The 24,988-nt window shown below is 61.1% G+C and carries 26 protein-coding genes and 6 tRNA genes; 20 read left to right on the top strand and 12 right to left on the bottom strand.

Annotated features, from left to right (window positions below):
• Positions 1–5 precede the first annotated feature (5 nt).
• From ACN9MY_RS21505 to ACN9MY_RS21490, 4 genes are read right to left on the bottom strand one after another with little or no spacing between them, the layout of a single operon-like run.
• On the bottom strand, positions 6–1,970 hold the full coding sequence (locus ACN9MY_RS21505; protein WP_426162552.1) for an LTA synthase family protein: 1,965 nt from the start codon (positions 1,968–1,970) through the stop codon (positions 6–8).
• Positions 1,971–1,974: 4 nt separating this feature from the next.
• Positions 1,975–2,778, bottom strand: coding sequence for a hypothetical protein (locus ACN9MY_RS21500; RefSeq protein WP_426318563.1), 804 nt, complete (start codon positions 2,776–2,778; stop codon positions 1,975–1,977).
• Positions 2,765–3,424, bottom strand: a complete 660-nt coding sequence (locus tag ACN9MY_RS21495; protein WP_426318562.1) for a hypothetical protein — start codon at positions 3,422–3,424, stop codon at positions 2,765–2,767. Before ACN9MY_RS21495 ends, ACN9MY_RS21500 begins: the two co-directional genes overlap by 14 nt.
• Complete coding sequence (locus ACN9MY_RS21490) at positions 3,421–4,620, bottom strand: exo-alpha-sialidase (RefSeq protein ID WP_426318561.1); 1,200 nt, start codon at positions 4,618–4,620, stop codon at positions 3,421–3,423. Before ACN9MY_RS21490 ends, ACN9MY_RS21495 begins: the two co-directional genes overlap by 4 nt.
• Before the next feature lie 207 nt (positions 4,621–4,827).
• Here ACN9MY_RS21490 and ACN9MY_RS21485 point away from each other — a divergent pair, with 207 nt between their 5' ends.
• Complete coding sequence (locus ACN9MY_RS21485) at positions 4,828–5,082, top strand: hypothetical protein (protein ID WP_426318560.1); 255 nt, start codon at positions 4,828–4,830, stop codon at positions 5,080–5,082.
• Positions 5,083–5,096: 14 nt separating this feature from the next.
• On the opposite strand, the gene panC is transcribed toward ACN9MY_RS21485, so the two are convergent.
• From panC to ACN9MY_RS21465, 4 genes are read right to left on the bottom strand one after another with little or no spacing between them, the layout of a single operon-like run.
• Positions 5,097–5,936 (bottom strand): pantoate--beta-alanine ligase, encoded by an 840-nt coding sequence (panC, locus tag ACN9MY_RS21480; protein ID WP_426162547.1) that lies wholly within the window; start codon positions 5,934–5,936, stop codon positions 5,097–5,099.
• Between the two features lie 8 nt (positions 5,937–5,944).
• Entirely contained in the window at positions 5,945–6,865 is a 921-nt protein-coding gene (locus tag ACN9MY_RS21475) for a segregation and condensation protein A (protein WP_426162546.1), read from the bottom strand.
• Positions 6,866–6,885: 20 nt separating this feature from the next.
• Positions 6,886–7,095 (bottom strand): DUF3460 family protein, encoded by a 210-nt coding sequence (locus ACN9MY_RS21470; protein WP_426162545.1) that lies wholly within the window; start codon positions 7,093–7,095, stop codon positions 6,886–6,888.
• Between the two features lie 50 nt (positions 7,096–7,145).
• Positions 7,146–8,153 (bottom strand): porin, encoded by a 1,008-nt coding sequence (locus tag ACN9MY_RS21465; RefSeq protein ID WP_426162544.1) that lies wholly within the window; start codon positions 8,151–8,153, stop codon positions 7,146–7,148.
• A 184-nt stretch (positions 8,154–8,337) separates the two neighbouring features.
• Between ACN9MY_RS21465 and ACN9MY_RS21460 the strand changes: the two genes are divergently transcribed.
• Genes ACN9MY_RS21460 through ACN9MY_RS21450 form a run of 3 tightly spaced genes read left to right on the top strand, consistent with a single transcriptional unit; the run spans position 8,338 to position 9,622 of the window.
• Positions 8,338–8,517 (top strand): hypothetical protein, encoded by a 180-nt coding sequence (locus tag ACN9MY_RS21460; RefSeq protein ID WP_426162543.1) that lies wholly within the window; start codon positions 8,338–8,340, stop codon positions 8,515–8,517.
• A 29-nt stretch (positions 8,518–8,546) separates the two neighbouring features.
• The gene (locus ACN9MY_RS21455; RefSeq protein WP_426318559.1) at positions 8,547–9,449 is read left to right on the top strand and encodes a DMT family transporter; all 903 of its coding nucleotides are present in this window, start codon (positions 8,547–8,549) and stop codon (positions 9,447–9,449) included.
• Between the two features lie 35 nt (positions 9,450–9,484).
• Complete coding sequence (locus ACN9MY_RS21450) at positions 9,485–9,622, top strand: hypothetical protein (RefSeq protein WP_426162541.1); 138 nt, start codon at positions 9,485–9,487, stop codon at positions 9,620–9,622.
• Between the two features lie 10 nt (positions 9,623–9,632).
• Here the strand turns inward: ACN9MY_RS21450 and ACN9MY_RS21445 are convergent, their stop codons facing one another.
• Positions 9,633–11,780 (bottom strand): TonB-dependent receptor, encoded by a 2,148-nt coding sequence (locus ACN9MY_RS21445; RefSeq protein ID WP_426336110.1) that lies wholly within the window; start codon positions 11,778–11,780, stop codon positions 9,633–9,635.
• Between the two features lie 87 nt (positions 11,781–11,867).
• Here ACN9MY_RS21445 and ACN9MY_RS21440 point away from each other — a divergent pair, with 87 nt between their 5' ends.
• Positions 11,868–13,025 (top strand): PepSY-associated TM helix domain-containing protein, encoded by a 1,158-nt coding sequence (locus tag ACN9MY_RS21440; RefSeq protein WP_426336109.1) that lies wholly within the window; start codon positions 11,868–11,870, stop codon positions 13,023–13,025.
• Positions 13,022–13,183, top strand: coding sequence for a hypothetical protein (locus ACN9MY_RS21435; protein WP_426162538.1), 162 nt, complete (start codon positions 13,022–13,024; stop codon positions 13,181–13,183). Before ACN9MY_RS21440 ends, ACN9MY_RS21435 begins: the two co-directional genes overlap by 4 nt.
• Positions 13,184–13,263: 80 nt before the next feature.
• On the opposite strand, the gene tnpA is transcribed toward ACN9MY_RS21435, so the two are convergent.
• Positions 13,264–13,680, bottom strand: coding sequence for an IS200/IS605 family transposase (gene tnpA / locus ACN9MY_RS21430; protein ID WP_426336108.1), 417 nt, complete (start codon positions 13,678–13,680; stop codon positions 13,264–13,266).
• A gap of 21 nt (positions 13,681–13,701) precedes the next feature.
• On the opposite strand from tnpA, the gene ACN9MY_RS21425 reads away from it, so the two are divergent.
• Entirely contained in the window at positions 13,702–14,877 is a 1,176-nt protein-coding gene (locus tag ACN9MY_RS21425) for an RNA-guided endonuclease InsQ/TnpB family protein (protein ID WP_426318556.1), read from the top strand.
• A 178-nt stretch (positions 14,878–15,055) separates the two neighbouring features.
• The gene (locus ACN9MY_RS21420; protein ID WP_426336107.1) at positions 15,056–15,448 is read left to right on the top strand and encodes a TonB-dependent receptor domain-containing protein; all 393 of its coding nucleotides are present in this window, start codon (positions 15,056–15,058) and stop codon (positions 15,446–15,448) included.
• A gap of 250 nt (positions 15,449–15,698) precedes the next feature.
• Here ACN9MY_RS21420 and ACN9MY_RS21415 read toward each other — a convergent pair whose 3' ends face one another.
• Both ACN9MY_RS21415 and metG read right to left on the bottom strand, forming a co-directional pair.
• Positions 15,699–16,178: a GNAT family N-acetyltransferase gene (locus ACN9MY_RS21415; protein ID WP_426162534.1), complete on the bottom strand. Its 480-nt coding sequence runs from the start codon at positions 16,176–16,178 to the stop codon at positions 15,699–15,701.
• A 2-nt stretch (positions 16,179–16,180) separates the two neighbouring features.
• Positions 16,181–18,346 (bottom strand): methionine--tRNA ligase, encoded by a 2,166-nt coding sequence (gene metG / locus ACN9MY_RS21410; RefSeq protein WP_426336106.1) that lies wholly within the window; start codon positions 18,344–18,346, stop codon positions 16,181–16,183.
• An 82-nt stretch (positions 18,347–18,428) separates the two neighbouring features.
• On the opposite strand from metG, the gene apbC reads away from it, so the two are divergent.
• The 12 genes from apbC (at position 18,429) to ACN9MY_RS21350 (ending at position 24,988) form a co-directional block, all read left to right on the top strand.
• Positions 18,429–19,511 (top strand): iron-sulfur cluster carrier protein ApbC, encoded by a 1,083-nt coding sequence (gene apbC / locus ACN9MY_RS21405; RefSeq protein ID WP_426336105.1) that lies wholly within the window; start codon positions 18,429–18,431, stop codon positions 19,509–19,511.
• On the top strand, positions 19,511–20,584 hold the full coding sequence (locus ACN9MY_RS21400) for a WD40/YVTN/BNR-like repeat-containing protein (RefSeq protein ID WP_426336104.1): 1,074 nt from the start codon (positions 19,511–19,513) through the stop codon (positions 20,582–20,584). Before apbC ends, ACN9MY_RS21400 begins: the two co-directional genes overlap by 1 nt.
• A 10-nt stretch (positions 20,585–20,594) precedes the next feature.
• Positions 20,595–20,981, top strand: a complete 387-nt coding sequence (locus ACN9MY_RS21395) for a DUF4399 domain-containing protein (RefSeq protein WP_426162529.1) — start codon at positions 20,595–20,597, stop codon at positions 20,979–20,981.
• 116 nt (positions 20,982–21,097) lie between these two features.
• Positions 21,098–22,492 (top strand): glutamate--tRNA ligase, encoded by a 1,395-nt coding sequence (gene gltX / locus ACN9MY_RS21390; protein ID WP_426336103.1) that lies wholly within the window; start codon positions 21,098–21,100, stop codon positions 22,490–22,492.
• Between the two features lie 75 nt (positions 22,493–22,567).
• Positions 22,568–22,643 (top strand) — tRNA-Ala (locus ACN9MY_RS21385).
• Between the two features lie 46 nt (positions 22,644–22,689).
• A tRNA-Glu gene (locus tag ACN9MY_RS21380) sits at positions 22,690–22,765 on the top strand.
• Positions 22,766–22,791: 26 nt separating this feature from the next.
• A tRNA-Ala gene (locus tag ACN9MY_RS21375) sits at positions 22,792–22,867 on the top strand.
• Positions 22,868–22,907: 40 nt separating this feature from the next.
• Positions 22,908–22,983 (top strand) — tRNA-Glu (locus ACN9MY_RS21370).
• A gap of 26 nt (positions 22,984–23,009) precedes the next feature.
• Positions 23,010–23,085: transfer RNA gene (locus ACN9MY_RS21365), tRNA-Ala, on the top strand.
• Between the two features lie 30 nt (positions 23,086–23,115).
• Positions 23,116–23,191, top strand: a tRNA-Glu gene (locus tag ACN9MY_RS21360).
• Between the two features lie 114 nt (positions 23,192–23,305).
• Positions 23,306–23,809, top strand: a complete 504-nt coding sequence (locus ACN9MY_RS21355; RefSeq protein ID WP_057259100.1) for a hypothetical protein — start codon at positions 23,306–23,308, stop codon at positions 23,807–23,809.
• Between the two features lie 81 nt (positions 23,810–23,890).
• Positions 23,891–24,988 carry a c-type cytochrome gene (locus ACN9MY_RS21350; RefSeq protein ID WP_426318551.1) on the top strand — a complete coding sequence of 366 codons (1,098 nt, stop codon included), beginning with the start codon at positions 23,891–23,893 and terminating at the stop codon, positions 24,986–24,988.

The raw sequence follows: 24,988 nt of genomic DNA, 5'->3' as shown, positions 1-24,988 counted from the left end.
TGTGCTTATTTGGCCAGGCGGTAGCGCTGTTCGCGGTAGAGCAGCGAAGGTGCGATCACGTGCGCCATTGCCTGCTCGAATTGGGCTTGCGTCGGCCTGGTCTCGTTCAGCTGCAACTCGCCTTTGGCAAAGTCGTAACGGCCAATCAGCGGCTCCTGGCTCGGACGCAGGATGGTCGCGGTATCGCCTTCGAGCCAGGTGAAGTAATTATCGAACTGCATGATCGCGCGGCCCGGCGTGGTGCTGTCCTTGACGAAGTCGCGCCCGATCATCGGGTGGGTGCTCGAGACGCCGATCATCGACAGCAGGGTAGGGCCCAGGTCGATCTGGCTGGCCAGGGTGGTGATGCGCTTTGGCGCCACGTCCGCGCCCAGGATCAGGCCCGGGATGTGGAACTTCTTGATCGGCATCAGGCTGTTGCCGTACACGCGGTTGTCATGGTCGGCCACGATCAGGAACACCGTATCTTTCCAGTAGTCCTGCTTCTTCGCCTCCGCAATGAATTTGCCCAGTGCGTAGTCGGCGTATTTGACGGCGTTGTTGACGGTTTGCTTGGCCGGGTCGTGCAGCTCGATCTTCCCATCCGGGAATTCAAATGGCTCGTGGTTGGAGGAGCTGAAGATCAGGCTGAAGAACGGCTTGTTCTGCGCGTGCAGGTGCTTGAGCCGCTCCAGTGATTTGTCGAACAGGTCTTCATCGGATGCGCCCCAGCTGCCGACGAACTTGGGCTGCATTTCGCTGCGGTCCACCACGTTCTGGAAGCCGTTGCCGGTGAAGAAGCTGCGCATATTGTCGAAGTGCGCTTCGCCGCCATACACGAATTCGGTGTGGTAGCCCTGCTTGCCCAGGCCCAGCGCCAGGGTATAGAAGTTCTGCTGCGCCAGCGAGAGCTTGACGACGCTGCGCGCCGGCGTCGGCGCATAGCCCGCGACCACCGCCTCGATGCCGCGCACGGAACGGGTGCCGGTGGCGTACAGCTGCTCGAACCACCAGCCTTCATTCTTCAGTTTTTCCAACTCCGGCGTGACGGGCAGGCCGCCCAGCGATTGCACGAAGGTGGCGCCCAGGCTTTCCTCCAGCACGATCACCAGGTTGAGCGGCTTGGCGCGCTGGATGGCGGCTTGCTGCGCATGCAGGGTGGGCAGCTCCGGCTGCGTGAACTGGTAGTCGTGCAGCCATGGTGCGGACGTCACGATCGGGAAGACCTTCTCGCGCGGGAATTTGCCGTAGATTTCCGATGAGTTGGCTTCCTTGCGCATCGAGGTGATCGCATCGATCACCGACCACGGCGAGTTGATGATCAGCGAGTTCACCATGGCGTCGCCGGTCAGCGCGAACGTGGCCGGATTGGCGGGGCGGTGCTCCGTGGTGGAGCGGATCTGGAAGCCCACCAGCAGCACCAGCAGCGGCCAGGTCAGCAGCACCAGCTTGGGCGACCACATTCCGGTGCCGGCGGAAGCCGACTTCAGCATGCGGAATACCAGCACGGTCAGCAGGGCGGTACCGCCGATGCCAAGAATGACCGCCAGGCGGAAGCCGTTCCACAGGGTGGCGGCGACTTCCTTTGGATAGGACAGGTATTCGATGAACAGGCGGTTGGGCCTGAAATCGTACTGCATGATGAACTGCGGCGTGGACAGTTCCATGAAGATGATGAACAGCAGCGCCAGGCCGGCCCAGGTGACGCTGAACAGCTGCCACGCGCGCGCCGAATAGCGCTGGGCCAGGAAGGGCGCCAGCACGACTGGCAGCGCCAGCAGGTAGCCGAGCAGGATCAGGTCGGCGCGCACGCCTTGCACCAGGATTTCGCCCAGGATGCCGGTGGCGCTGACGCGCTCCCACTGCCAGGCCACCAGGCCAATGCGCGACAGCGACAGGATCACCAGGCCGGCGAACACCATCTGCACCAGGGTGGCGTAAGGACCTGCCCATTGGGTCAGGCGCGCGAGGCGGGCTGCAGTCCGGTTCATATTCTTAGCCCATCATGGCGCCGGCGCCGGCGCTGAGCAGCCAGGCGGTCAGCAGCAGGAATACCATCACGCAGCTGAACAGCTTGTCCACCAGGCGCGCTTCCGCGGTCTGCTGGAACACTGCAGGCTGGTTGTAGCCGAAGCCGAGGAAGTAGGCGGCAAAGATGGTGGACATGTAGTGCACGGCGCCGAACAGTTCGCCCAGTTCGCCCTTGCGCGGATGGTCGATCAGCACATGCGACAGGGCCACCAGCACCAGGTAAACCAGGGAGACCGGCAGCGGCGGCAGGTACACGCCGAATTTTTCCACGAAGTTGCGCACGGCAGGGCGGGTGCGTGCCAGCAGCGGCAGGATCACGTTATGGGTCAGGCCGGCCAGCAGGATCATCTTCAGCATGATGGTCTTGTGGATGCTGCCGCTTTTGCCGATGGCCAGGTTATGCAGGTTGGTTTCGCCCTGGCGGTTGTTGTGGGCGAAGAACTCGGAAGACTGAACGTGCAGGATGCGCTGGAACCAGCTGATCTCTTCCATTGCCGCGGCCGCCACCAGCAGGCCCAGGCCAAGCATGCCGAGGGTGGCCAGGTCAAAGCCGCTGCGTTTCCAGCGTTCGACGCCGGCAAATACCAGCAGGCCCGCAGTCATGGCGAAGCACAGGAACTGCAGCCATTCGACGATGCCGTCTTCGGTCAGGACACGCATCAGTTGTTCGCTCGAACCCCTTACCGACACTGCCAGCAATAGCGCGAAGATATTGATGGCAATGCCGGTCACCAGGACCGGATGCGAATACCACTTACGATTTACCACTGACTACTCCTTGATTGATATTGTTTGTTGCAAGATTGCGTTCCCGTTTACGCCAGGCCTCGATCGCCAGCGACAGCACGGCCCAGATCCACAGCATGGGATCGAGCAGTGCGTCCCACAGGTTCCCCGTGGGCAGGCGCAATAAAGTGAACAGCGTGAGGGCGCCAAGTGTAGCAAAGGCTTGCGGGCGCGAGCGGCCCTGGATAATCCAGGCTACGCACAGCGCCATGGCAGCCAGCGCGAACAGCGGCGCGCCGCGCGGGCCGAAACCCCAGAAATACAGGCCCAACGAAACCAGTCCCAGCGCGTCGAGATAGAGGATTGTACCAAGCAGCGCGATCGCGCTGGCGAGGGTGGGCGGCAGGACGGCCCTGGCGGAACCCGGCCACCAGGGTTGGGCCAGGCGCGCCAGGCAAAGGCCAACCAGCAAGCCGCTCGGCCACTGCAGCGCCAGCGCAATCCAATAGGCGGGCGAGAACTGCCCTGGCAGCAGCGTCAGCACAACCATGGAGCCGAGCAACAAGGCGGTGGCGCGGCGTGACAGTTGGCGGGAAGCTGGCAGCAGCGCGGCAACCAGGGTTGCCAGCACGACGCCCCAGGCCAGCTTGCCATACGCGATTTGCAGCAGCAGGTCAGGCAGGGTCACTCCGAACCCCCGTCGAAATCCAGCTCGATGACATGATGGGCAATCGCTTCGCGGCGCGAGGTGTAAGTGATATGCAGTTCATCGCCGACCTGATGCAGGTCGGGGTAGGAAAATTCCTCGCCAGCGCTGCCATGGGCGATATCGGTCACATGCGTCCAATGGCGGCCGTCATTGGTGGTCGACAGGCGCAGCACATTGCGGTCGGAACCGCCGGGCAGCACATGGTTATGCAGCAGGGCGATACTGCCGTTGCTGAGGCGCAGGGCGCTGAGGGAGGTACTCTGGTTCGGCAGGGAGAGCGCCGGCAGGTCGTCCCAGTTGACGCCACCGTCGTTGCTGCGCGCGTGCTGGACCCGCTGTTCACGGCTCGCATCGCGCATCCAGGCGTGCACCTCGGACGGGGAGAAGGGCACGATGGTCGGCTGCAGCGTCGTGATGCGGCTGCCAATGCGCGAAATCCAGCGCGGGTCGCCGTTCTGGTCGAAGGCCAGCATCAGCGGGTATTTGATGCCCATTTCGAAATAGGCCGGCAGCAGCCAGCCGCCATCGGCCAGGCCGACTGGAGTGGTGCGGACCAGCATGCTGGTGTTGAAGAGTGGCGACATCGGCAGCACGCGCTTGACCGTGAAGCTCTTGCCCTGGTCATCGGACACCATCTGCACTACACGCGATGCGGCCCATCCGCCTAGGCCCGTGGCCACTACAAACAGGTTGAGGTGCCCTTCGGGCGAGGCCCAGGCAACCGGGTTGCCAACGCGGCGCACGCCATAGCCCAGGGCGGCCGACAGAGACTCGCGGCTGGCCACTTCCCACGGCTGGGCCCAGGTCTCGCCGTTCCAGTGCGAGGCATAGACTTTCACGTCAGGCCCGCTTTCGCGGCTGCCGGCCCACCAGAATGCGGCCATGCGGCCGCCGGGCAGGGGGGTCATGGCACTGGAATGCGCCATGGGAGCGTTAGGCGGAGTTGGCAGCAGGGTGGCGCTGCGCGGAATGAAGCTGACCTTGCCGTGTTGGGCCGGGGCGACCAGCATGGCCGGGTTGGCAACGCGTACGTTGAGCCAGCGCCTTGCCTCGACTCCGGCAGCAATGACCAGGATGGCCACGCACATCACCTTGAAATAAAGGGATGCGTTGCCGGTTCTGTCTTGGGTGCTATCAGCCCTGGTGATGGCGCTAGCGCCCAAACGGAATTCCATCCTGATATTCCTATTTGCTAAGGTTCGGTCTGCAAGTGAAAATTCACAAGTGGAGCATCCTACAATAAAGAAAGCTTTTGTGGGAATTTTCTGAAAGATCGGTTCCCGGCTAGCAAAAACTTAGTTGTGTTAAATCAACATTCGGAGTCATTAAGCGGAAATATTGACTGCGTAGCATCGGGAACAGGCTGGCTTACAGGAGGCGCCATGTTCTTCATCCGATACTGCTGGACCTTGTCGCTTAAAGCGCAATTGGCAATCGGCATCGCGCTGCTGGCGGCGCTGGCGTCGGCGCATGGCAGCAATGCCCAGGCTGATGAGTTTGCAGCACTGCATCAGGCACGCTGCATGCAGCAGCCTGGTTTGCCAGCGGCCGAACTATGCGCGCTGCGCACAGTCCAGCTCGCTTCGCAGTTGCGCGGAGTGGAATTCGGCGACCAGGTCGCCGAAGCCTTGCGCTGACCGGCGGTGCCGGTTCAGATTTCGAGGTTGTCGATCAGGCGGGTGGTGCCGAGTTTGGCTGCGGCAAGCACCACCAGCTTTTCGCCTTGCGCCAGGTCGCCGGCGTTTGGCGGCTGCAAGTCGTTGCGCTTGCGGATCGAGATGTAGTCAGGCTTCCAGCCGCGCGCTGCCAGTTCGTCCATCGCCTTGTGCTCCAGCTGGAACACGTCGAGGTGGCCGCCGCGTACTTCATCTGCCACCTGGTTCAGCGCGCGGTACAGCGCAGGCGCTTCGGCGCGTTCGTCGGCCGACAGGTACATATTGCGCGAGGACAGGGCCAGGCCGTCGTCGGCGCGGTAGGTCTCGGCAGCGACGATCTCGGTCGGCATGCCAAGCTGGCGTGCCATGTTACGGACGATCATGAGTTGCTGGTAGTCCTTCTTGCCGAACACAGCCACTTTTGGCTGCACGCAGGAGAACAGCTTGGTCACCACGGTGCACACGCCACCGAAGAATCCCGGGCGGAACTCGCCTTCCAGCGTATTGCCCAGGCCGTCTGGCGGCTGTACGCGGTACTCCTGCGGTTCCGGATACATATCCTTTTCGGTTGGCGCGAACAGCACGTACACGCCTTCCTTCTCCAGCTTTTCCACGTCGGCCTGGAAGGTGCGCGGATACTTGTCGAAGTCTTCGTTCGGGCCGAACTGCAGGCGGTTCACGAAAATGGAAGCCACCACCGGGTCGCCGTGCTTGCGCGCCAGGCGCATCAGCGACAGGTGGCCTTCATGCAGGTTGCCCATGGTTGGCACGAAAGCGGTACGTAACTGGCCACTCAGCTGGTCGCGCAGTTCTTCGATATTGGAGATGATTTTCATAGTTTTTTTCAGGCAGGCGAATAAGCAAGGCGCACGTAAATCGGTGCGAACGGCTCCGCCTGGGTAATTTCAATCAGGGTTTCCTTGGCCAGCTCCAGCATCGCCACGAAGTTCACCACCACCACCGGCGGCGGCGATTCCGGGTTGAACAACTCGGTAAATTCGATGAAGCGGCTCGATTGGAGCTTGCGCAGGATGGAGGTCATGTGCTCGCGCACCGATAGCTCTTCGCGGGTGATCTTGTGGTGCTGCTTCAGCGTGGCGCGCTTCATCAGCGTGCGCCAGGCGTCCTGCAAGTCGACCACGGCCACTTCCGGCCAGGTGGGCACCAGGCTTTGTTCGATGAAGATCTGGGTGCGCACGAAGTCGCGGCCGACCTGGGGCAGGGTGTTCAGGTCGTAGGCGGCCAGCTTGATCTGTTCGTATTCGAGCAGGCGGCGCACCAGTTCCGCACGCGGGTCTTCCGCCTCCACGTCGAGGTCGTGCTGGCGCTGCGGTAGCAGCATGCGCGACTTGATCTCGATCAGCATGGCCGCCATCAGCAGGTATTCGGCGGCCAGCTCCAGGTTCGACTTGCGGATTTCCTCCACGTAGCTCAGGTATTGCAGCGTTACCTGGGCCATCGGGATGTCGAGGATGTTGAAGTTCTGCTTGCGGATCAGGTACAGCAGCAAGTCCAGCGGGCCTTCAAACGCTTCGAGGATGACTTCCAGCGCATCGGGCGGGATGTAGAGGTCGTTCGGCAGTTTGAGCACCGGCTCGCCGTACAGGCGTGCAAATGCGGCGCCTTCGGCTTCCGCCGGGGCGCTCGCGTCGGGTGGCGCGTCGTCCGCGCCGCTGCCTGGTCCGCCTGCATCAGGCGGCAAATCCGCGGCGACGGCCAGTTCTGCCTGTTCGGCCTGTTCGTCCACCGCGTCTTTTGGCGACATGCTGTGTGCCGTCCCGGCTCTTATACCTTGTTCTGGTACACGTAAGCCTGTTGCTTGACGGTCGAAGCCTTGTTACGGGCCTGTTCGTCCAGCGAAGTCATTGGCTTGTCCCACAGGATGGCGCGGCCGGCTTGCTGGCCAGCTTCCATTTGCGGGTTCTTGGCCTTCAGGTCCTTGATGAACAAGGTATGGTCGGACTCGTATTTGTGATTCTGCTTGAGGAATTTCATATTGTGAAAATAACTGGGTTCAGCAACGGACATTTTACCGTCTTTTCTCGTCAGAAACGATGCCGGATGCCAGCTACGTAGGTATTTCCCTTGCTAGCGTTGCTAATCTTGTCGTACATCAGCACCGCATACAGGTCGGTGCGCGGCGAAACGTTGTAATCGTAGCCGGCGGCGCCGGTGTCGCGGTGGAATTCCGGCACGACTTTGGCTTTCTCCGTCAGGCGTGACCAGGCCACCATCCAGCGTCCCGCGCCGCCATGGGTTGGGATGGTGAAGCCGGCGTGCACCGAATGGGCGTCGCGTTCGCTGACCTTGGCCTGGTGGTCGGAATAGGAAGCGAACAGCTTGATTGCCTTGAAGTCATAGGAAGCCGCGGCCAGGTAGGTCCGTTGTTCCGGCACTGCAGCGCTCAGGCCTGGTCCAAAGCGCACGTTCACTGCACCCACCGTCACAGCCAGTTCCTTGCCGGCATGTTTGGCGACTGCCGCCCAGTTGTTGTTATGGGCACCGGGCTGTTCGCCAAGCGAGTACTGGGCGACGAACGTAGTGTCATATACCGGGTTGGAAGCATATTGGATCGAGTTGCTCCAGCCGGTATCGCCCAGGGTCGCGTTGCCGCCGACCGCGGTATAAATCTGGTTGATCAGCGGCGAAAAGCGGGTCGAGGGCCCGAACGGGTTGATCTGGCCGGCGGCGACAAACAGGGGGTTGGCAATGCGCCCCAGGCGCACCAGGCCAAAATCGCCGGCCAGGCCGACGTTGGCATTACGTGCAAATATTGCCTCGCCGGGGAAGCGGCCTGCCTCGCCTGTATCGCCGCGGAAGAAGCCTTCGATCTGGAACTGGGCTTTCAGGCCGCCGCCCAGCGCTTCCGTGCCGGAAAAGCCGTAATAGGAGGTGATCATGCCGCCGCTGTTGACCGCGTTCACGGCCTGCGGCGCGCTGGCAGTCGCGGTGCGGCCGGCGAAGGCGTCGACCACGCCGTAGATCGTGACCTGGGTTTGCGCCGAAGCGGCGAAGGGAAGGATGAGGGTGATGGCTGGGAGCAGTCGTTTCATGGATACCTTCTTAATATTGTTGTTTAGGCCTCGTGCTGCGCCCCCATTGTCACTGCTGCCCAGTCCGCCGACAAGTGAATCTTCCCCGGGCGTGGGCGCGGAACCACGCGCCGGTTTGCCAGCGCACAGACTTGCAACTGTGCGCAAGCGACAGTGACGGCTCGATTCGGCAAAGGAGACCGCCATGACCCAGAGCAAACAACTCAGCAAACAGAACCGCCAAGCGGTGCAGAACGTCGAGTCCGACCAGACGGGCAACAGGAACACCGCCAAGCGCAACACGAAGAACGAGCAGTCCCGCACCAAGGCCGGTAGCGACGAGGGCGCGGGTGGCGGGGCAAAACAGAAGGCCAAGCGCGGTTAGTTCAGAAATAGCGTATCCTTGCGGGCACAATGAAACCCCGCACAGCGATACTCCTGACCATACCGCCACTGCTTTGGGCAGGGAATGCGATCGTCGGGCGCCTGGTGGCACACGACGTGCCGCCGATCCTGCTCAACTTCCTGCGCTGGGCAATTGCGTTTATCTTGCTGCTGCCATTCGCCGGGCCGATTTTCCGCCGCGGCAGTGGCCTCTGGGCCAACTGGCGGCGCTTCACGTGGCTGGGCTTGCTCGGCATCGGGCTCTACAACGCGCTTCAATACCTCGCCCTGCAAAGTTCCACGCCAATCAATGTGACACTGGTGGCGTCAGGCATGCCGGTCTGGATGATGCTGACCGGCTGGCTGTTTTTCGGTGCTGGCGTCTCGCGGCGCCCGGTCGCCGGTGCTGTGTTGTCCATTGCCGGGGTGTTATTGGTATTGGCGCGCGGCGAATGGACCCATTTAATGGAGTTGCGCCTGGTGGCCGGCGATATATTCATGATCCTGGCAACGATTGCATGGTCCTTATATAGCTGGCTGCTAACCCGCACTACGGGACCTGCTGATATTCGCGGGCATTGGGCGAGTTTCCTGCTGGCGCAAGTGGCATTTGGCGCGGCTTGGTCTGGATTATTTGCCGCCGGCGAGGCTGTCATTTCCGCGGCTGTTATTCACTGGAGCTGGCCTTTATTCGCCGCGCTGCTGTATGTCGCAATCGGGCCGGCGATTATCGCTTTTCGGTGCTGGGGCGCCGGCGTTCAACAGGCTGGACCGGCAGTCGCGGCATTCTTTGTCAACCTGACGCCATTATTTACTGCATTGCTGTCGTCCTTGATTCTCGGGGAAGCGCCGAAAATTTATCACGCCATCGCATTTATCCTGATTATCGGCGGGATTATTGTTTCCTCCGGCCGTGCGCCAGCCCGGCGTTGAATCTGATAATTTCAAATTTTCCGCCGGAGGTTGCCATGCGTATCCTCGCTCCTGCCGCGCTGGTCGCGGCACTCCTCGTTTCCGCCTGCCAGAAGCCGCCGCCCAAGCCGCCCAAGCCCATAGCAGCGCTGGAAGTCGGGGGCGGCCAGTTATTGGCGCAATCAAGCCAATAATTGGCGTATATCAGAAATCGATGCTGGCCGAAACGGTTGCTGTGCGCGGCGCGCCGGCAACCAGGTAGCCGGCGCCGGGATAACCGCCCGCCGATGCCCAGTAATGATGGTCGAAGGCATTATCAAGGCGGACACGGAAGGTCACGTCTCGGTCGGCAATACGGGTTGTGTAATTCAGGCCCAGGTCAATGCGGTTCCACGACGGTAATTGCTGCTGGTTGGCGCCATCGGCAAATTGCTTGGACGTATAAACCGCCCGTGCATTGAATGTCAGGCCAGGCACTGCATTCAAATCCCATTCGCCGCCGATATTCAGCTGGGTTTTCGGTACCCCAATGACGTCCTTGCCCTGGTTAACGGCGCCGGCGGTGCGGCGCTGTTCGGCATCCAGCAGGGTCAGGCCGCCCAGCAGGCGCACGCCGCGCATCGGATTGCCGAATACCGATAATTCCAGGCCGCGATTGCGCTGTTCACCGAAAACGCCGAAATGGCGGTTTTCGACATAAGCCGACGGCATGCCGGTGGAAAATACCGCGGCGCTGAATCCCAGCGAACCGGTATCGAATTTCACGCCCAGTTCCTTCTGCCGCGACGTGTAGGGTGCGAAAGTTTCGCCGACATTATCGATGTCGGTGCCTGAGGCGACCGGGCCCTGCTGCAAGCCTTCGATGTAGTTGGCGTAGAGCGACATCCCTTTGGCCGGTTTGAAAACAATGCCGGCCATCGGCGAGACGGCGCTTGCGTCGTAGGCCGCATTTTCGGCGCCTGTGTTGTAGTCGTAGCCAAACACCTTCATCGACTGGTGGCGGATACCTGCGGTCAGCAGCCATCGGCCCTGGTCAAGCGACATGGTGTCGGCAAGGGCGTAGCTGGACAGGATGCTCTTGCTGGTGACCAGCGGCTCATCCATTTTGCCGCCAGTGAAGAAATTGGCGGCTGGCGCTGCCACGTCCACCGGGCGGTAAATATTGGTCGCAAACCCGGGGAAGAAGTTGCTCATTGCGTAAGCGTTCTTCGACTCCTGCCAATAGCCGGATAAAGTCGCGCTCAGGCTGTGGCTGATGGCGCCGGTTTGCAGCTTGCCGCGCAGGCCGGCCTCGCCCGTGCGCACGCTGTCTTTGCGGGCATTGTCGAAACGGTACATGGTGGCGCTGCCGTCGCTGGCGCTGACTGTCGGCGAAGCGAGGATATTGAATTCCTTGCCGCTGCGGACACCCAAGGCGGCCCAGGCCACGGCGTCTTTGGCCAGGTCGATTTCGCCGCGCAGGGTGCCGAAGGTGTCGCGCTCTTCCGAAGTGGTCCAGTTTTGCGCAAAATTGGACGAGGCATCGGGAGCGACCGGCAGGGCAATGCCGGGCGCCACGGTCACACTTGGACGTGCCCCGGTCAATTCGTGCGATTGGTGGCCGATGTCTGCCGACAGGCGATAGCCATTGCCACGATAGTCCAGGCCCGCTGACAGCACGCTCAGCTCGCGGCCCTCGCGGTCGATCGCAGTGCCGCCATCGCGGCGTACGGCATTGATGCGCAGGCCGGTGCGCTGCTCGGGCCCGAAGCGGCGCCCCAGGTCCAGTGCTGCATAGCCCTGGCCTCCCGACTCGGCGCCAATCGTCAGTGATGTCAAGTCGCGGTTGCCGGCGCGCTTGGGCAGCAGGTTGATGGTGCCGCCGATGCCGCCGCCGCCCGGTTGGGCGCCGTTGATGAAAGTGTTCGCGCCACGGAAGACTTCCACGCGCTCCAACAACTCGGAGGCGACAAACTGGCGCGGCAGCATGCCGTACAGGCCGTTATATGCCAGGTCGTCAGAATTGACGGCGAAGCCGCGGATCACGTACAGCTCCTGGTAATTGCCGAAGCCGCGCGCCACCCGCACGGACGGATCGTTCTGCAGCACGTCGGCCACCGACCGTGCCTGCTGGTCCTGGATCAGGGCCTGGGTGTAGTTGGTGGTATTGAACGGCGTGTCCATCATGTCCATGTTGCCCAGCAGGCCGAGGCGGCCGCCGCGAGCGACCTGGCCGCCGGCATACGCCTTGGGCAGGCCTTCGGCCGAGGCGTCGGCGGAGGCGCTGACGACCACGGTCTGCATGTCCTCGGCGGTTGCTGGACTGCTTGCCAGGATGGCGGCTGCGAAGGCGAGGGGAGTGAGTTTGTACATGGAAGACTAGCCAAAATTAGTTGCTGAATGTAATATCTTAGACGAAATGCGAATCGTTCGCATTTGCATAGTTTAACAATTGCCCCGATGAGCCCGAAAATTACCCGCCGCTGGGCGTGGATCCACAAATGGAGCAGCCTGGTCTGCACCGTCTTCATGCTGCTGCTTTGCCTGACCGGGCTGCCGCTGATTTATCACCACGAGATCGGCCATGTGATGGGCTACGAGACGGAAGCGCCGGAAATGCCGGCAAACACCCCGAAAGCCAACATCGACGACATCATCGCGGCAGGCAAGGCCCTGTACCCCGGCAAGATCATGATGTACATGTCGCAAGAGGCCGATGAACCGAACATCTGGAACCTGACCTTGGGCGACCATCCGACCGACGAGAACTTCAAGCCGGTCGCGGTCGATGCGCGCACGGCCAAAGTCCTGGCGCAACACAATTTCGAGGACACCTTCCTGGGCGTGATGTTCCATCTGCACGTGGACCTGTATGCGGGCCTGTGGGGCAAGCTCTTCCTCGGTTTCATGGGCTTGCTGCTGGTCGTTGCAATCATTTCCGGCGTGGTCTTGTACGCGCCGTTCATGCGCAAGCTCGATTTCGGCACGGTGCGGCGCGACCGTGCTCCGCGCCTGAAATGGCTGGACATGCATAACCTGCTGGGCATCGTGACGCTGGTTTGGGCGCTGGTGGTGGGCGCGACCGGCATGATCAATACCTGGGCCGACTTGCTGCTCAAGTACTGGCAGGTCACGGAAATGGCGGAAATGGTGGCGCCCTACAAGAACCTGCCACCGCCGTCCACGCTGGCGTCGATGCAGGATTCCATGCAGCGCGCCCTGGCGGCCGAACCGGGCATGAAGATCGGCTTTATCGCCTTCCCGGGGACGCCATTTACCAGCGCGCATCACTACTGCATCTTCATGCGCGGCGACCAGGCGCTGACGTCGCGCCTGTACAAGCCGGTGCTGGTCGATGCGCAAACGGCGCAGGTCACCGATAACCGCGACTTGCCGTGGTACCTGACCGCGCTACTGATTTCGCAGCCGCTGCACTTCGGTGATTACGGCGGCCAGGCCATGAAATTGCTGTGGGCCTTGCTCGACATCGCCACGATCATCGTGCTGGGCAGCGGCCTCTACCTGTGGCTCAAGCGCGGCGTTGTTGCGGGCGCCAACGCGGCCCCCGCCGATATGGCGGAGGTACCGGCAGTCGCGCTGGAAGGAGCCGGCAAATGAACTGGAAACTCTGGGGCGCCCCGATCGCGCTCGGTGTCTCGACCACCATCGGCCTGGTTTCCGCGCTGGTAGGGGATGGATGGCTGGACGCCATCTCCGCCGTCACCCTCGGGGCACCGGTCGCGGCCGGCATCTGGTACGGCTGGCGTCGTAGCTGAAATTCCTTGATCCAGGGCGCGGCAAAGCCCGCCGTTCAGGCCGGGGTCAAGAGCGCGGACGGCGAAGCCGTCCTGCACACTTAGTGTGGTGTCTTTTGCTGTTCGACGTACTGGCGAATCACCGCTATCGGCGCACCACCGCAACTGCCAGCAAAATAGGATGGTGACCACAAGGTGCCGCCCCATAGCTTCTGGCGGATACTTGGATAATGCTTTTTGCGGATCATCCTGCTCGAGACGCCTTTCAGGCTGTTGACCAAATGCGAGACGGCGACTTTGGGTGGGTAGTTCACCAGCAGGTGCACATGATCGTGTTCGCCGTCAAATTCCACCAGCTCGGACTCGAAGTCTGCGCAGACGTTGGCGAAGATCGGCCGCAGGTCTTCCAGGATATCCTTGGTAAAGACATCGCGGCGATATTTTGTCACAAAGACCAAATGGACATGCATCATGAAGACGCAATGCCTACCGTGCCTGAGGTCGCTTGAAATGGCCATAGACCAAAATATACTGAATCCATGGAGCGTCTTCAAGCCTACAAATTCGAGCTGAAGCCAAGCGGTGGCCAACTATCTCTCTTGCGCCGCTTCGCCGGCGCATGCCGCTACGTCTTCAACAAGGCGTTGGCACTGCAACAGGAGAATTACGCGGCCGGCAACGGCTATATCGGTTACGTGGCCATGGCGAGAAATTTGACGGCATGGCGTCATGACCAGGAAACGCCATGGCTGCGGGATGCGCCATGTCACCCGTTGCAGCATGCGTTGAAACATCTCGACGCAGCCTTTCGAAACTTCTTTGCCAAGCGCACGGGCTGCCCCCGCTTCAAGCGCAAAGGCTGCGGTGATGCATTCCGCTACCCGGATCCGAAACAGATCAAACTCGATCAGGGCAATAGCCGCATCTTCCTGCCCAAGCTGGGCTGGCTGCGCTACAGGAACAGCCGTCAAGTCCTGGGGGAAGTGCGCAATGTCACGGTCTGCTGCGCAGCCGGTAAATGGTTTGTCGCTATCCAGACCCGGCGTGAGGTCGAAGAGTGTCTTCCTGCCGGTAAAACAGCCATCGGCGTGGACGTCGGCATTGTTCATCTCGCTGCCACGAGCGACGGGAAATTCGTCGAGGCAGCCAATAGCTACAGGAAGCATCTAAAACGCCTGTCTCTGCTCCAGCGTCGCATGAGCCGCAAGGTGAAATTCAGCAGCAACTGGCAAAAGGCGAAAGCCGGTGTGCAGAAGCTCCACGCCCGCATTGCCAACCTTCGTAAAGACGTCTTGCACAAGGCCTCCACGACGATCAGCAAAACCCACGCGATCGTCTGCATCGAGGATCTGCAGATTGGCAATATGGTGCGTTCGGCCAAAGGGACATTGCAGCAGCCTGGACGAATGGTTGCTCAGAAAAGCGCCCTGAATCGTCGCATCCTGGACCAGGGATGGGGGGAATTCAGGCGACAGCTGGAATACAAGCTGGCCTGGCGGGGCGGCATATTGCAGGTCGTGCCGCCGCGGCATACAAGCCAGACTTGCCCGAGCTGCGGACATGTGTCGCCAGAGAACCGGCGAACGCAAGCGAAATTTAAATGTGTCGCATGTGCTTATGAAAATCACGCCGATATGGTTGGCGCGATCAATATTTTAGAGCGGGGACTCCGCTTGTTAGCCTGTGGAGAGCGGAGCAGTCAGGCCGCCCGATGAAGCAGGAACCCGCCGAATCGACCTGAGTGCTTTTGCGTTCAGGCGACGTAGGAATCCCCCCCTTCCCGGCCGTATGGCCGGCGAACGTTAGTGAGAGGGGGAGGAGGTCAACCAGCTTAAGCGGGAAAGTGGCGGCTTAAAACTAGAGTGAGATTCATTCTCATTTGCGTTGAAAGCCATGACCCGTTTCAGCCCCACCCAGATCTCCCTGGCCGTTGCCGCCGCATTCCCCGCCTGCTCCGCTTTTGCCGATGACTCCCAAGTACTGCCGCAAGTGGATGTGCATGCGGCGGCGGAGCAGGGCTATGCCCAGCAGTCGACTTCGACCGCCACCAAGCTGGGTGTGGTGTATCGCGACAGCATTTACACCTCGACGGCCAATACCGTGATCCTGCCATCGTACACGCGTGTGGATGGCGCGCTGTTCTACAGCTTCGGCAGCGACTACCGCCTGCAACTGAACGTCGAGAACCTGCTCGACAAGAAGTACTACGCTTCAGCGCACGGTGACAACAACATCATGCCCGGCGCCCCGCACAGCTACAAGCTGTCCCTGAACGCCAAGTTCTGACCCGGCCGGCCTGTTACTCACGTCCGGCTCTGCGGGCGGGAGGGCACTGGCGGCGCGTGTACAGGAACGACCAGATTGAAACGGAAACTCCGACCGTAACGCCAATGGCTCCGATTGCAAACACCAAATAATTCAACATTGCAGCCTACCTCACGAGGTGATGGAAAGTTGCCAGGCAAAGTAATGCGGACGCAGAGGTGCTTAGATCGCCCGTTCGCCTTTCTCCAACCATGATTAGAGTATAGCGCTGTCAGTGGCGTAGCAGGCGGCGCATGACCAGTGGGGCCGGTTCCAGCGGGTTGGCGTGGGAGTATTCGAGTTCCTCGGCCAGGGTGAATTCGTAGGCAGTGTAGAAGTCGATCAGCTTGGGCTGGTCGCTGCGCACGGCGAGGCGCAGTTCTTCGATGCCGGCGGCCAGGGCGTGATGGATCACGGCTTCCAGCAGGTGCTGCGACAGGTTGGTGCCGCGGTAGTCGGCTACCACGCCCATGCGCAGGATTTCCCACACATCAGGCTCCGCATCGAGCGGCAGCCAGCGCACGGAGCCGATCGGCGTGTCGCCGTCGAGCAAAATAAAACCGCCGCCGTCGCGCAGGTGGTCGGCGACGTAGACGGCGGTTTCACGGTGTCCGCTGGAGGTGACATTGACCTTGCCGGCCCACGCTTTGCGCGTGAGCTCGGCGATCAGGGGTGCATCTTCAGCAGTTGCTTCGCGGACGATTATGTCCATGCTTAGCTGATGCGCATGCCCGGCGTGGCGCCCGGCCATGGGTTGAGGATGTAGATGCCTGGATTGGACTTTTCATCAACCGCCGATGCTGCCATCACCATGCCTTCCGAGACGCCGAACTTCATCTTGCGTGGCGCCAGGTTGGCAACCAGGACGGTCAGCTTGCCGACCAGGTCTTCCGGCTGGTACATCGACTTGATGCCGGAGAAGACGTTGCGGTGGCGGCCTTCGCCCGCGTCCAGCGTCAGGCGCAGCAGCTTGTCGGAACCTTCCACGTGTTCGCAGTTGACGATCTTGGCGATACGCAGGTCGACCTTGAAGAAATCGTCGACCGAAATTTCAGGGGCGATGACTTCGATGCCGGTTTCGGTGACGGCAGGGGCAGCAGGAGCCTTGGACTTGGCGGCTTTCTCAGGCTTGGCTGCGGCGGCTGCGGGAGCGGCCGCGGCCGGTGCAGGCGCGTCGAACAGGTCCTCGATCATCTTGGCGTCCACGCGGGTCATCAGGTGGCTGTAGGCGCCGATGGTGCGGCCCAGCAGCGGCTGCCATGCGGCGCCCGATGCCACCGAGGTATCGGCCCAGGTGTAAGCGGCATCGTTCAGGAAGGTGCGCACGTTGCTAGCAACGCCCGGCAGCACTGGCGACAGCAGGATGGTCAGCTGGCGGAACAGGATCAGGGCGGTGGTGCAGACGTCGTGCAGTTCGGCCAGCTTGGTGTCGTCCTTGGCCAGCACCCACGGCTTGTTCTCGTCGACGAAACGGTTGGCCACGTCGGCGATTTCCATGATTTCACGCAGGGCCTTGCCGAATTCGCGTGCTTCAAAGTTGGCGGCGATGGAGGCCTGGCGCTCGGCGCCGTCTTCGGCAACCAAAGCCTTCTTGATCCATTCCTGCGAGGATGCGGACAGTTCGGAAGCCAGCTTGCCTTCGAACTTCTTGGCAATAAAGCCAGCGCAGCGGGAGGCGATGTTGACGAACTTGCCGATCAGGTCAGAGTTCACGCGCGCCACGAAGTCGTCGCCGGTGAAGTCCAGGTCTTCGACGCGGGAGTTCAGCTTGTAGGCCAGGTAGTAGCGCAGCCATTCCGGATTCATGCCCAGGTTCAGGTAGCGCAGCGGCGAAATGCCGGTGCCGCGCGACTTGGACATCTTTTCGTTGTTCACGGTCAGGTGGCCGTGCACGGCAACCTTCATGCGGTCAATGGTCGGGTGCTTGGCGAATTGCAGCATCGCAGGCCAGAACAGCAGGTGGAAGGACACGATGTCCTTGCCGATGAAGTGGATCTGTTCCGTGCCCGGATCGGCCAGCAGCGCGTCGTAGTCGATGCCTTTCTTGCCGCAGTAGTTCTTCAGTGAAGCCAGGTAGCCGACCGGCGCATCCAGCCAGACGTAGAAGTATTTGTTCGGCGCGTCAGGAATCGGGATGCCGAAGTAGGGCGCATCGCGCGAGATATCCCAGTCCGCCAGCTTTTCGCCGGCTTCGCCCAGCCATTCGGAGACCTTGTTCACCATCTCAGGCTGCAAACGGCCCGGGGTGTTCAGCCAGTCGCGCAGGAACTCGAAGCAGCGCGGGTCGGACAGCTTGAAGAAGTACTGTTCCGAAGGCTTCAGGATCGGGGTGGCGTTGGTAAACACCGAGTACGGGTTGATCAGGTCGGTCGGCTGGTAAGCAGCGCCGCACACTTCGCAGTTGTCGCCGTACTGGTCCTTGGCGTGGCACTTCGGGCACTCGCCCTTGATGTTGCGGTCGGCCAGGAACATGCCCTTGACCGGGTCGAAAAAGCGGTCAACGGTCTTGGTCTGGATCAGGCCAGCGTCGCGCAGCTTGCGGTAGATGCCCTGGGACAGTTCCACGTTTTCCGGCGAATCGGTGGAGTACCAGTTATCGAAAGCGATATGGAAGCCGTCCAGGTACTGCGGGCGGCCGGCGGCGATCTTGGCCACGAATTCCTGCGGGGTGATGCCTTCTTTTTCAGCGGCGATCATGATCGGGGTGCCGTGGGTGTCATCGGCGCCCACGAAGTGCACTTCGCGCAAACCGTCGCCCTCGGCCTGCATTCGCTGGAAACGGACCCAGATGTCGGCCTGGATGTACTCCATCATGTGGCCGATGTGGAAGGCAGCGTTTGCGTATGGCAGGGCAGTGGTGACGAACAGCTTGCGAGTCATAATTGATGCGCTTGTAAGGTGGATAAAAAGAGCATTTTACCAGCGGATGCGCTAGACTGCGCCATCACCAATGGAGAATTGCATGAGTATCACCGTAGATGACGTCAAATCAGCACTGTCCAAAGTAATTGACCCTAATACAAACAAGGACTTTGTTTCCTCCAAATCGGTCCGCAACCTGAAGGTCGAGGGCGGCGAAATCAATCTGGATATCGAACTGGGCTACCCGGCCAAGTCGCAAATCGAATCGATCCGCGCCAATGTGCTGGCTGCCTTGCAGCCGCTGGGCGCGAAAGTGAACCTGAACATCGCCAGCAAGATCATTTCCCACAGCGTGCAGCGCGGCCTGAAGCTGATGCCGAACGTGAAGAATATCATCGCCGTTGCTTCGGGCAAGGGTGGCGTCGGCAAATCGACCACCGCTGTCAACCTGGCGCTGGCGCTGGCTGCCGAAGGCGCGTCCGTCGGCGTGCTGGATGCCGATATTTACGGCCCGTCGCAGCCGATGATGCTGGGCGTTTCCGGCCGTCCGACCACTTCCGACGGCAAGACCATGGACCCGATGGAAGGCCATGGCATCCAGGTTTCCTCGATCGGTTTCCTGATTGACCCTGACGAGCCGATGGTATGGCGCGGTCCGATGGTCACCCAGGCCCTGCAGCAGTTGCTGGAACAGACCAACTGGCGCGACCTGGACTACCTGATTGTCGATATGCCGCCTGGTACTGGCGACATCCAGTTGACCCTGTCCCAGAAGGTGCCGGTGACCGGTGCCGTGATCGTCACCACGCCGCAGGACATCGCGCTGCTGGACGCGCGCAAGGGCCTGAAGATGTTCGAGAAGGTCGGCATCCCGATCCTGGGCGTGGTGGAGAACATGAGCACCCATATCTGCTCGAACTGCGGCCATGTGGAAGAAATCTTCGGCCATGGTGGCGGCGAGAAGATGTGTGTCGACTTTGGCGTGGACTTCCTGGGCGCGCTGCCTTTGAAGCTGGCGATCCGCGAGCAGGCCGATTCGGGCAAACCGACTGTGGTTGCCGAGCCGGATGGCGCCGAAGCGGCAATCTACAAGGCGATCGCACGCAAGGTAGCGGTGAAGGTGGCCGAAAAGGCCAAGGATATGAGCAGCAAGTTCCCTAGCATCGTCATCAAGCACGACTGATGCTGCGCGCCATCCCTTGCGCGGTACTTGCCGCACTGGCCGGTTGCTCGGCATTGCCACCGGTTGCCGAGTCGCCTGCGCCAGTTCGTGCGGCAGCATGGGTGCCGCAGCAGCACGCAGCCACCACTGAGCTGCGCGGCCTGTCCGTCCTGAGCGATAAGGTGGCGTGGGCCAGTGGCGCCAAGGGTACCGTGCTTCGTACAGTGGATGGCGAGCATTGGACGCTACTTGCGGTGCCCGGCGCGGAAGCTTTCGACTTCCGCGATATCGAAGCATTTGACGCCAACACGGCCATCGTGCTGGGCGCCGGCCCCGGTGCGGCCTCACGCATGTATCGCACACGCGACGGAGGCGCCAGCTGGCAACTGCTGATCGTGAACAAGGATGCTGAAGGCTTCTGGGATGCCATGGCGTTCTGGGATGCCCGTAACGGCATCGTGTTTGGCGATCCAGTGCGCGGCGTCTTCCAGATCCTCGTGACCAGCGACGGCGGCGAAAGCTGGCAACCAGTGAGCGACCCTGGCGGCCTGGCAGCGCTTCCGCAGGAGGGCGCGTTCGCCGCCAGTGGAACCTGCCTGAGCGTGGGCGGGAGGGCCGATGCGTGGTTTGTCACCGGTGGGGGAGCCCAATCACGGGTGTTCCGCTCGGTCGACCGAGGACAAAGCTGGCAGGCCGCGACGCTGCAGATTCCGGCTGCTGCGACTAGCAAGGGCGCCTTCTCGGTCGGGTTTGCCGGCAACGGGCGCGGCATCGTTGCAGGAGGCGACTACAAGGAGCCATCGCTGGAAACGCTGAATGGTGCCATCAGTCTCGATGGCGGGGCAGGCTGGTCGCCAGCGCAAATCCTGCCTGCCGGCTTCATGTCGGCAGTGGTGCCTGTGCCCGGGACAAGCAGCACTTTCGTGGCCGTTGGCCTGGCCGGCTCGGGCTATACCCGCGACGGAGGCAAAAGCTGGACAATTATCGAAAAGGAAACGAAACTGAACGCCGTTGGCTTTTCAGCTTCCGGCGCCGGATGGGCAGTCGGGCCGAAAGGCTTGATCGTCAAGTACGTTGGACCCCCTCTCAGATAAGGAGACAGATATGCAGAAGATCCTGGCGGCCCTCGCAATGACCCTGGTTGCAGGCACAGTGGCAGCGCAATCGGTGGATTTCACCGAGCCCAAGAACGGCGCGGTTGTCAGCAGCCCATTCAAGGTCAAATTTGCGGTCACCGGCATGGAAGTGAAGCCAGCCGGCACCATGGACAGCAACACCGGCCACCACCACCTGCTGATCAATGGCGACAGCATGAAGGTTGGCGAATCGATCCCCTTCGACGAAACCCACCTGCACTTTGGCAAAGGCCAGACCGAAACCGAAGTCACGCTGCCGCCGGGCACCTACAAACTGACGATGCAATTCGCCAACGGCGCCCATCAAAGCTACGGCCCCGGCCTGTCCAAGAGCATCACCGTCACAGTCAAGTAACTGTTGAAAGTCGGGGTCAGGTCTGGCAATCGGACATTTTGTCCGATTGCCAGACCTGACCCCGACTTTCATTACAGGTAGAATTACGCCTTTATATTTTTCGCTTTCCACTCGAAATGACTCAAGTCCGTACCCGTTTCGCACCTAGCCCGACCGGTTTCCTGCACCTTGGCGGCGCGCGCACTGCGCTGTATTCCTGGGCTTTCGCACGCCACTTCGGCGGTACTTTCGTGCTGCGTATCGAAGATACCGACCTGGAGCGTTCGACCCCGGAAGCGGTGCAGGCGATCCTGGATGGCATGGAGTGGCTCGGCCTGCAGCATGACGAAGGCCCGTTCTACCAGATGAAGCGGATGGACCGTTACCGCGAAGTGGTGGCGCAGATGCTGGCTGCCGGTACCGCCTATCATTGCTATTCGTCGCCGGAAGAAGTGCAGGCCATGCGCGACAAGGCGACTGCCGCCGGCGAAAAGCCGCGCTACGACGGTACCTGGCGTCCGGAAGAGGGCAAGACCCTGCCGCCGGTGCCGGCTGACCGCAAGCCTGTGGTGCGTTTCAAGAATCCGCTGGATGGCGATGTGAGCTGGACTGACGTGGTCAAGGGCCCGATCACCATTTCCAACAAGGAGCTGGACGACCTGGTTATCGCCCGCCCGGACGGCACACCAACCTACAACTTCTGCGTTGCGGTGGACGACTGGGATATGCAGATCACCCACGTGCTGCGCGGCGACGACCACGTGAACAACACCCCGCGCCAGATCAACATCCTGCGCGCCATCGGCGCCAAGCTGCCGGAGTACGGCCACCTGCCGATGATCCTGGGCTCGGATGGGTCCAAGCTGTCCAAGCGCCACGGCGCCGTCAGCGTGATCGACTATGCCGACAAGGGCTACCTGCCGGAAGCCATGCTGAACTACCTGGCGCGCCTGGGCTGGTCGCATGGCAACGATGAGCTGTTCTCGATGGAGCAGTTCACCGAATGGTTCAACCTGGAGAGCCTGACCGCGTCGTCGGCGCAGTTCGACTTCGACAAGCTGGCCTGGGTCAACAACTACTGGATCAAGCAAGCCGACAACGCCCGCCTGGCCGAGCTCGCCAAGAAGCCGCTGCTGGCTGCCGGCGCCGTCTTCGAGGGCGCGCCTGAACTGGCCACCGTGATCGGCCTGCTGAAGGACCGCGCCAACACCATCGTCGAACTGGCCGACGCTGCAATGCTGTTCTACCGCGCGCCAAACCCTGATGCGGCCCTGATGACCCAGCATTACACCGATGCCGTCAAGCCTGCCGTGGCCGACTTCGCTGCCCGCATCGCCACTGTCGAGTGGACCAAGGAAGCCATCGCCGCCATGATCAAGGAAGTGCTGGCTGCACACGGCCTGAAAATGCCTCAGCTGGCCATGCCGCTGCGCCTGATGGTGGCCGGCCAATTGCAGACGCCTGCTATCGATGCAGTGCTGCAATTGTTTGGACGCGACACCGTGGCGGCCCGCCTGAGCAAGTTTGCGTAAATAATTTCGACAATCTTGCAAATTAGCATTTGCAATTTAAAGAAGGGCTGCTATACTTCTGTCTCCTTCGAAAACGGGGGTATAGCTCAGCTGGGAGAGCGCTTGCATGGCATGCAAGAGGTCAGCGGTTCGATCCCGCTTACCTCCACCAGTTTAGCGAAGGAAAAGCAGTAAAACGGTAGTAAAGGCAGTCCAGGGTCCCCATCGTCTAGAGGCCTAGGACATCACCCTTTCACGGTGAGTACCGGGGTTCGAATCCCCGTGGGGACGCCAAGAGCAGTAACAATCTGTGCCAGCATGGGGGTATAGCTCAGCTGGGAGAGCGCTTGCATGGCATGCAAGAGGTCAGCGGTTCGATCCCGCTTACCTCCACCAACGCGGCAGAGATTGATAGTAGTAACGGAAAGTCCATATGGTCCCCATCGTCTAGAGGCCTAGGACATCACCCTTTCACGGTGAGTACCGGGGTTCGAATCCCCGTGGGGACGCCAAGCTTTTCGCATTATGTTGTGCCCAGGGGGGTATAGCTCAGCTGGGAGAGCGCTTGCATGGCATGCAAGAGGTCAGCGGTTCGATCCCGCTTACCTCCACCAACAAGGCACAACGTAGCAATAGTCCAACAGGTCCCCATCGTCTAGAGGCCTAGGACATCACCCTTTCACGGTGAGTACCGGGGTTCGAATCCCCGTGGGGACGCCAGCATTTCTTCTTACTTCCATCCAAAACAGCCTAAAAAGCGTGCAAGCTTAACTCCTTTGCATCTTCGTGGTTTGCGTACTAATATGAGTTACGGACCCTGCACAGGAGGAAGTCATGGAACTTCGCGTGTTGCAATCGCATCGCTGGGTGGCGCGCCAGGCTGACTGGACCGCCGCAGCCATCGCCGGTTTCGGAGCCGGCGGTATCCTGATGTTGATGGAGTTGTTATGGGCCACCGTGCAAGGCGGTGACCGATGGCTGACAACCCGGATGGTAGCGGCGATGGTCATGGGCTGGGAGGTGCTGCAAACTTCCGGCTACGATCTGACCGTCGTGATTGCGGCGCTGGCAGTCCACTATATCCTCGGCATTACCTTCGCCATGATGCTGGCGGCCATCATCGCGCCGTTCCAGCTCGACTCGAGCATGGGCCTGGTAGCGCTGACCGGCGCCGCGTTTGGCGTACTTCTTTATGTACTGAATTTCTACGGCATGTCAGGCGCCTTTACCTGGTTTGCCGATTTGCGAGGATGGACAACCTTTGGCGCCCATGTCGTGTTCGGCGCCTGCTGTGCCGTGTTTTACCGCATGCTTGAGAGGCCAGAAAAACGCGAGTGAATAAGCCTTGGCAAGGTCGCCCCGCCAGTGAGCGGGGCGTAGCCGTGTGTAGTTTCCCCATAACTAACCGGGCTTATCATTATGGCGTTGGCAATCTCCCTTATCCTGATTGTTCTTGGCGCGATTATTTTTCACTGGCTCAGCCCATGGTGGCTGACTCCCATAGCCTCCAACTGGCAGGCGATGGACGATGCTTTGATGATCACGCTCGTGATCTGCGCCGCTCTCTTCATCATCATCCACCTGTTTGTCGCCTACGCCGTGGTCAAGTTCCGCCACCGCGAGGGCCATCGCGCCGCGGCGGAATCGCATAACGGCAAGCTGGAGTGGTGGCTGATCGGCGCCACCTCGCTCGGCATCGTGGCGATGCTGGCGCCGGGCCTGAACGTCTATGCCAAACTGATTTCGCCGCCGCCCAATGCCAGCGTGTTCGAAGTGATGGGCAAGCAGTGGGACTGGCATTTCCGCCTGCCTGGCAAGGACAATAAACTCGGCGCGACGGACGTGCGCTTCATCAATGCCACCAATCCCTTCGGCATCAACCCGGAAGATCCGGCCGGGCAGGATGATGTGCTGGTCGACGGCAGCGAGATCCATATTCCGCTCAACCAGCCGGTCAAGGTCATGCTGCGTGCGCAGGACGTGCTGCACGATTTCTACGTGCCGCAATTCCGCACCCGCATGAACATGGTACCAGGCCTGGTGACGCATTTCTGGCTGACGCCAACGCAAACCGGGCGCTTCGAAGTGCTGTGCGCCCAGCTTTGCGGTGTTGGGCATTCGAATATGCGCAGCGCCGTCGTGGTTGAGGAGCAGGCCGTCTACGATGCCTGGCTGGCGAAACAGCCGACCTTCAGTGGCCAAGGCGCCGTGGGCGGTGTCGGCGGCCCTGCGGAGCCGGGCAAGCAGGGCAGGCTGATCGCGCAATCGAAAGGCTGCGTAGCCTGCCACAGCGTAGACGGGGCGCCGAGCGTCGGCCCGACCTGGAAAGGGTTGTTTGGCAAGCAGGAGACGCTGGAAGGCGGCACTACCGTCGCAGTGGATGAAGCCTACCTGAAGCAATCCATCAACGACCCCAAGGCCAAAGTGGTCAAGGGCTTCCCGAACATCATGCCACCTAACCAGCTAAGCGATGAAGAAATGGCGGCGATGATCGACTACATCAAGACTGTACGCTGA

The sequence above is a fragment of the Pseudoduganella sp. R-31 genome, from assembly GCF_049913235.1.
Taxonomy (GTDB): Bacteria; Pseudomonadota; Gammaproteobacteria; order Burkholderiales; family Burkholderiaceae_D; genus Rugamonas.
Note: the sequence above shows the minus strand (reverse complement) of the source record. Positions and strands in the feature narration are given on the sequence as shown.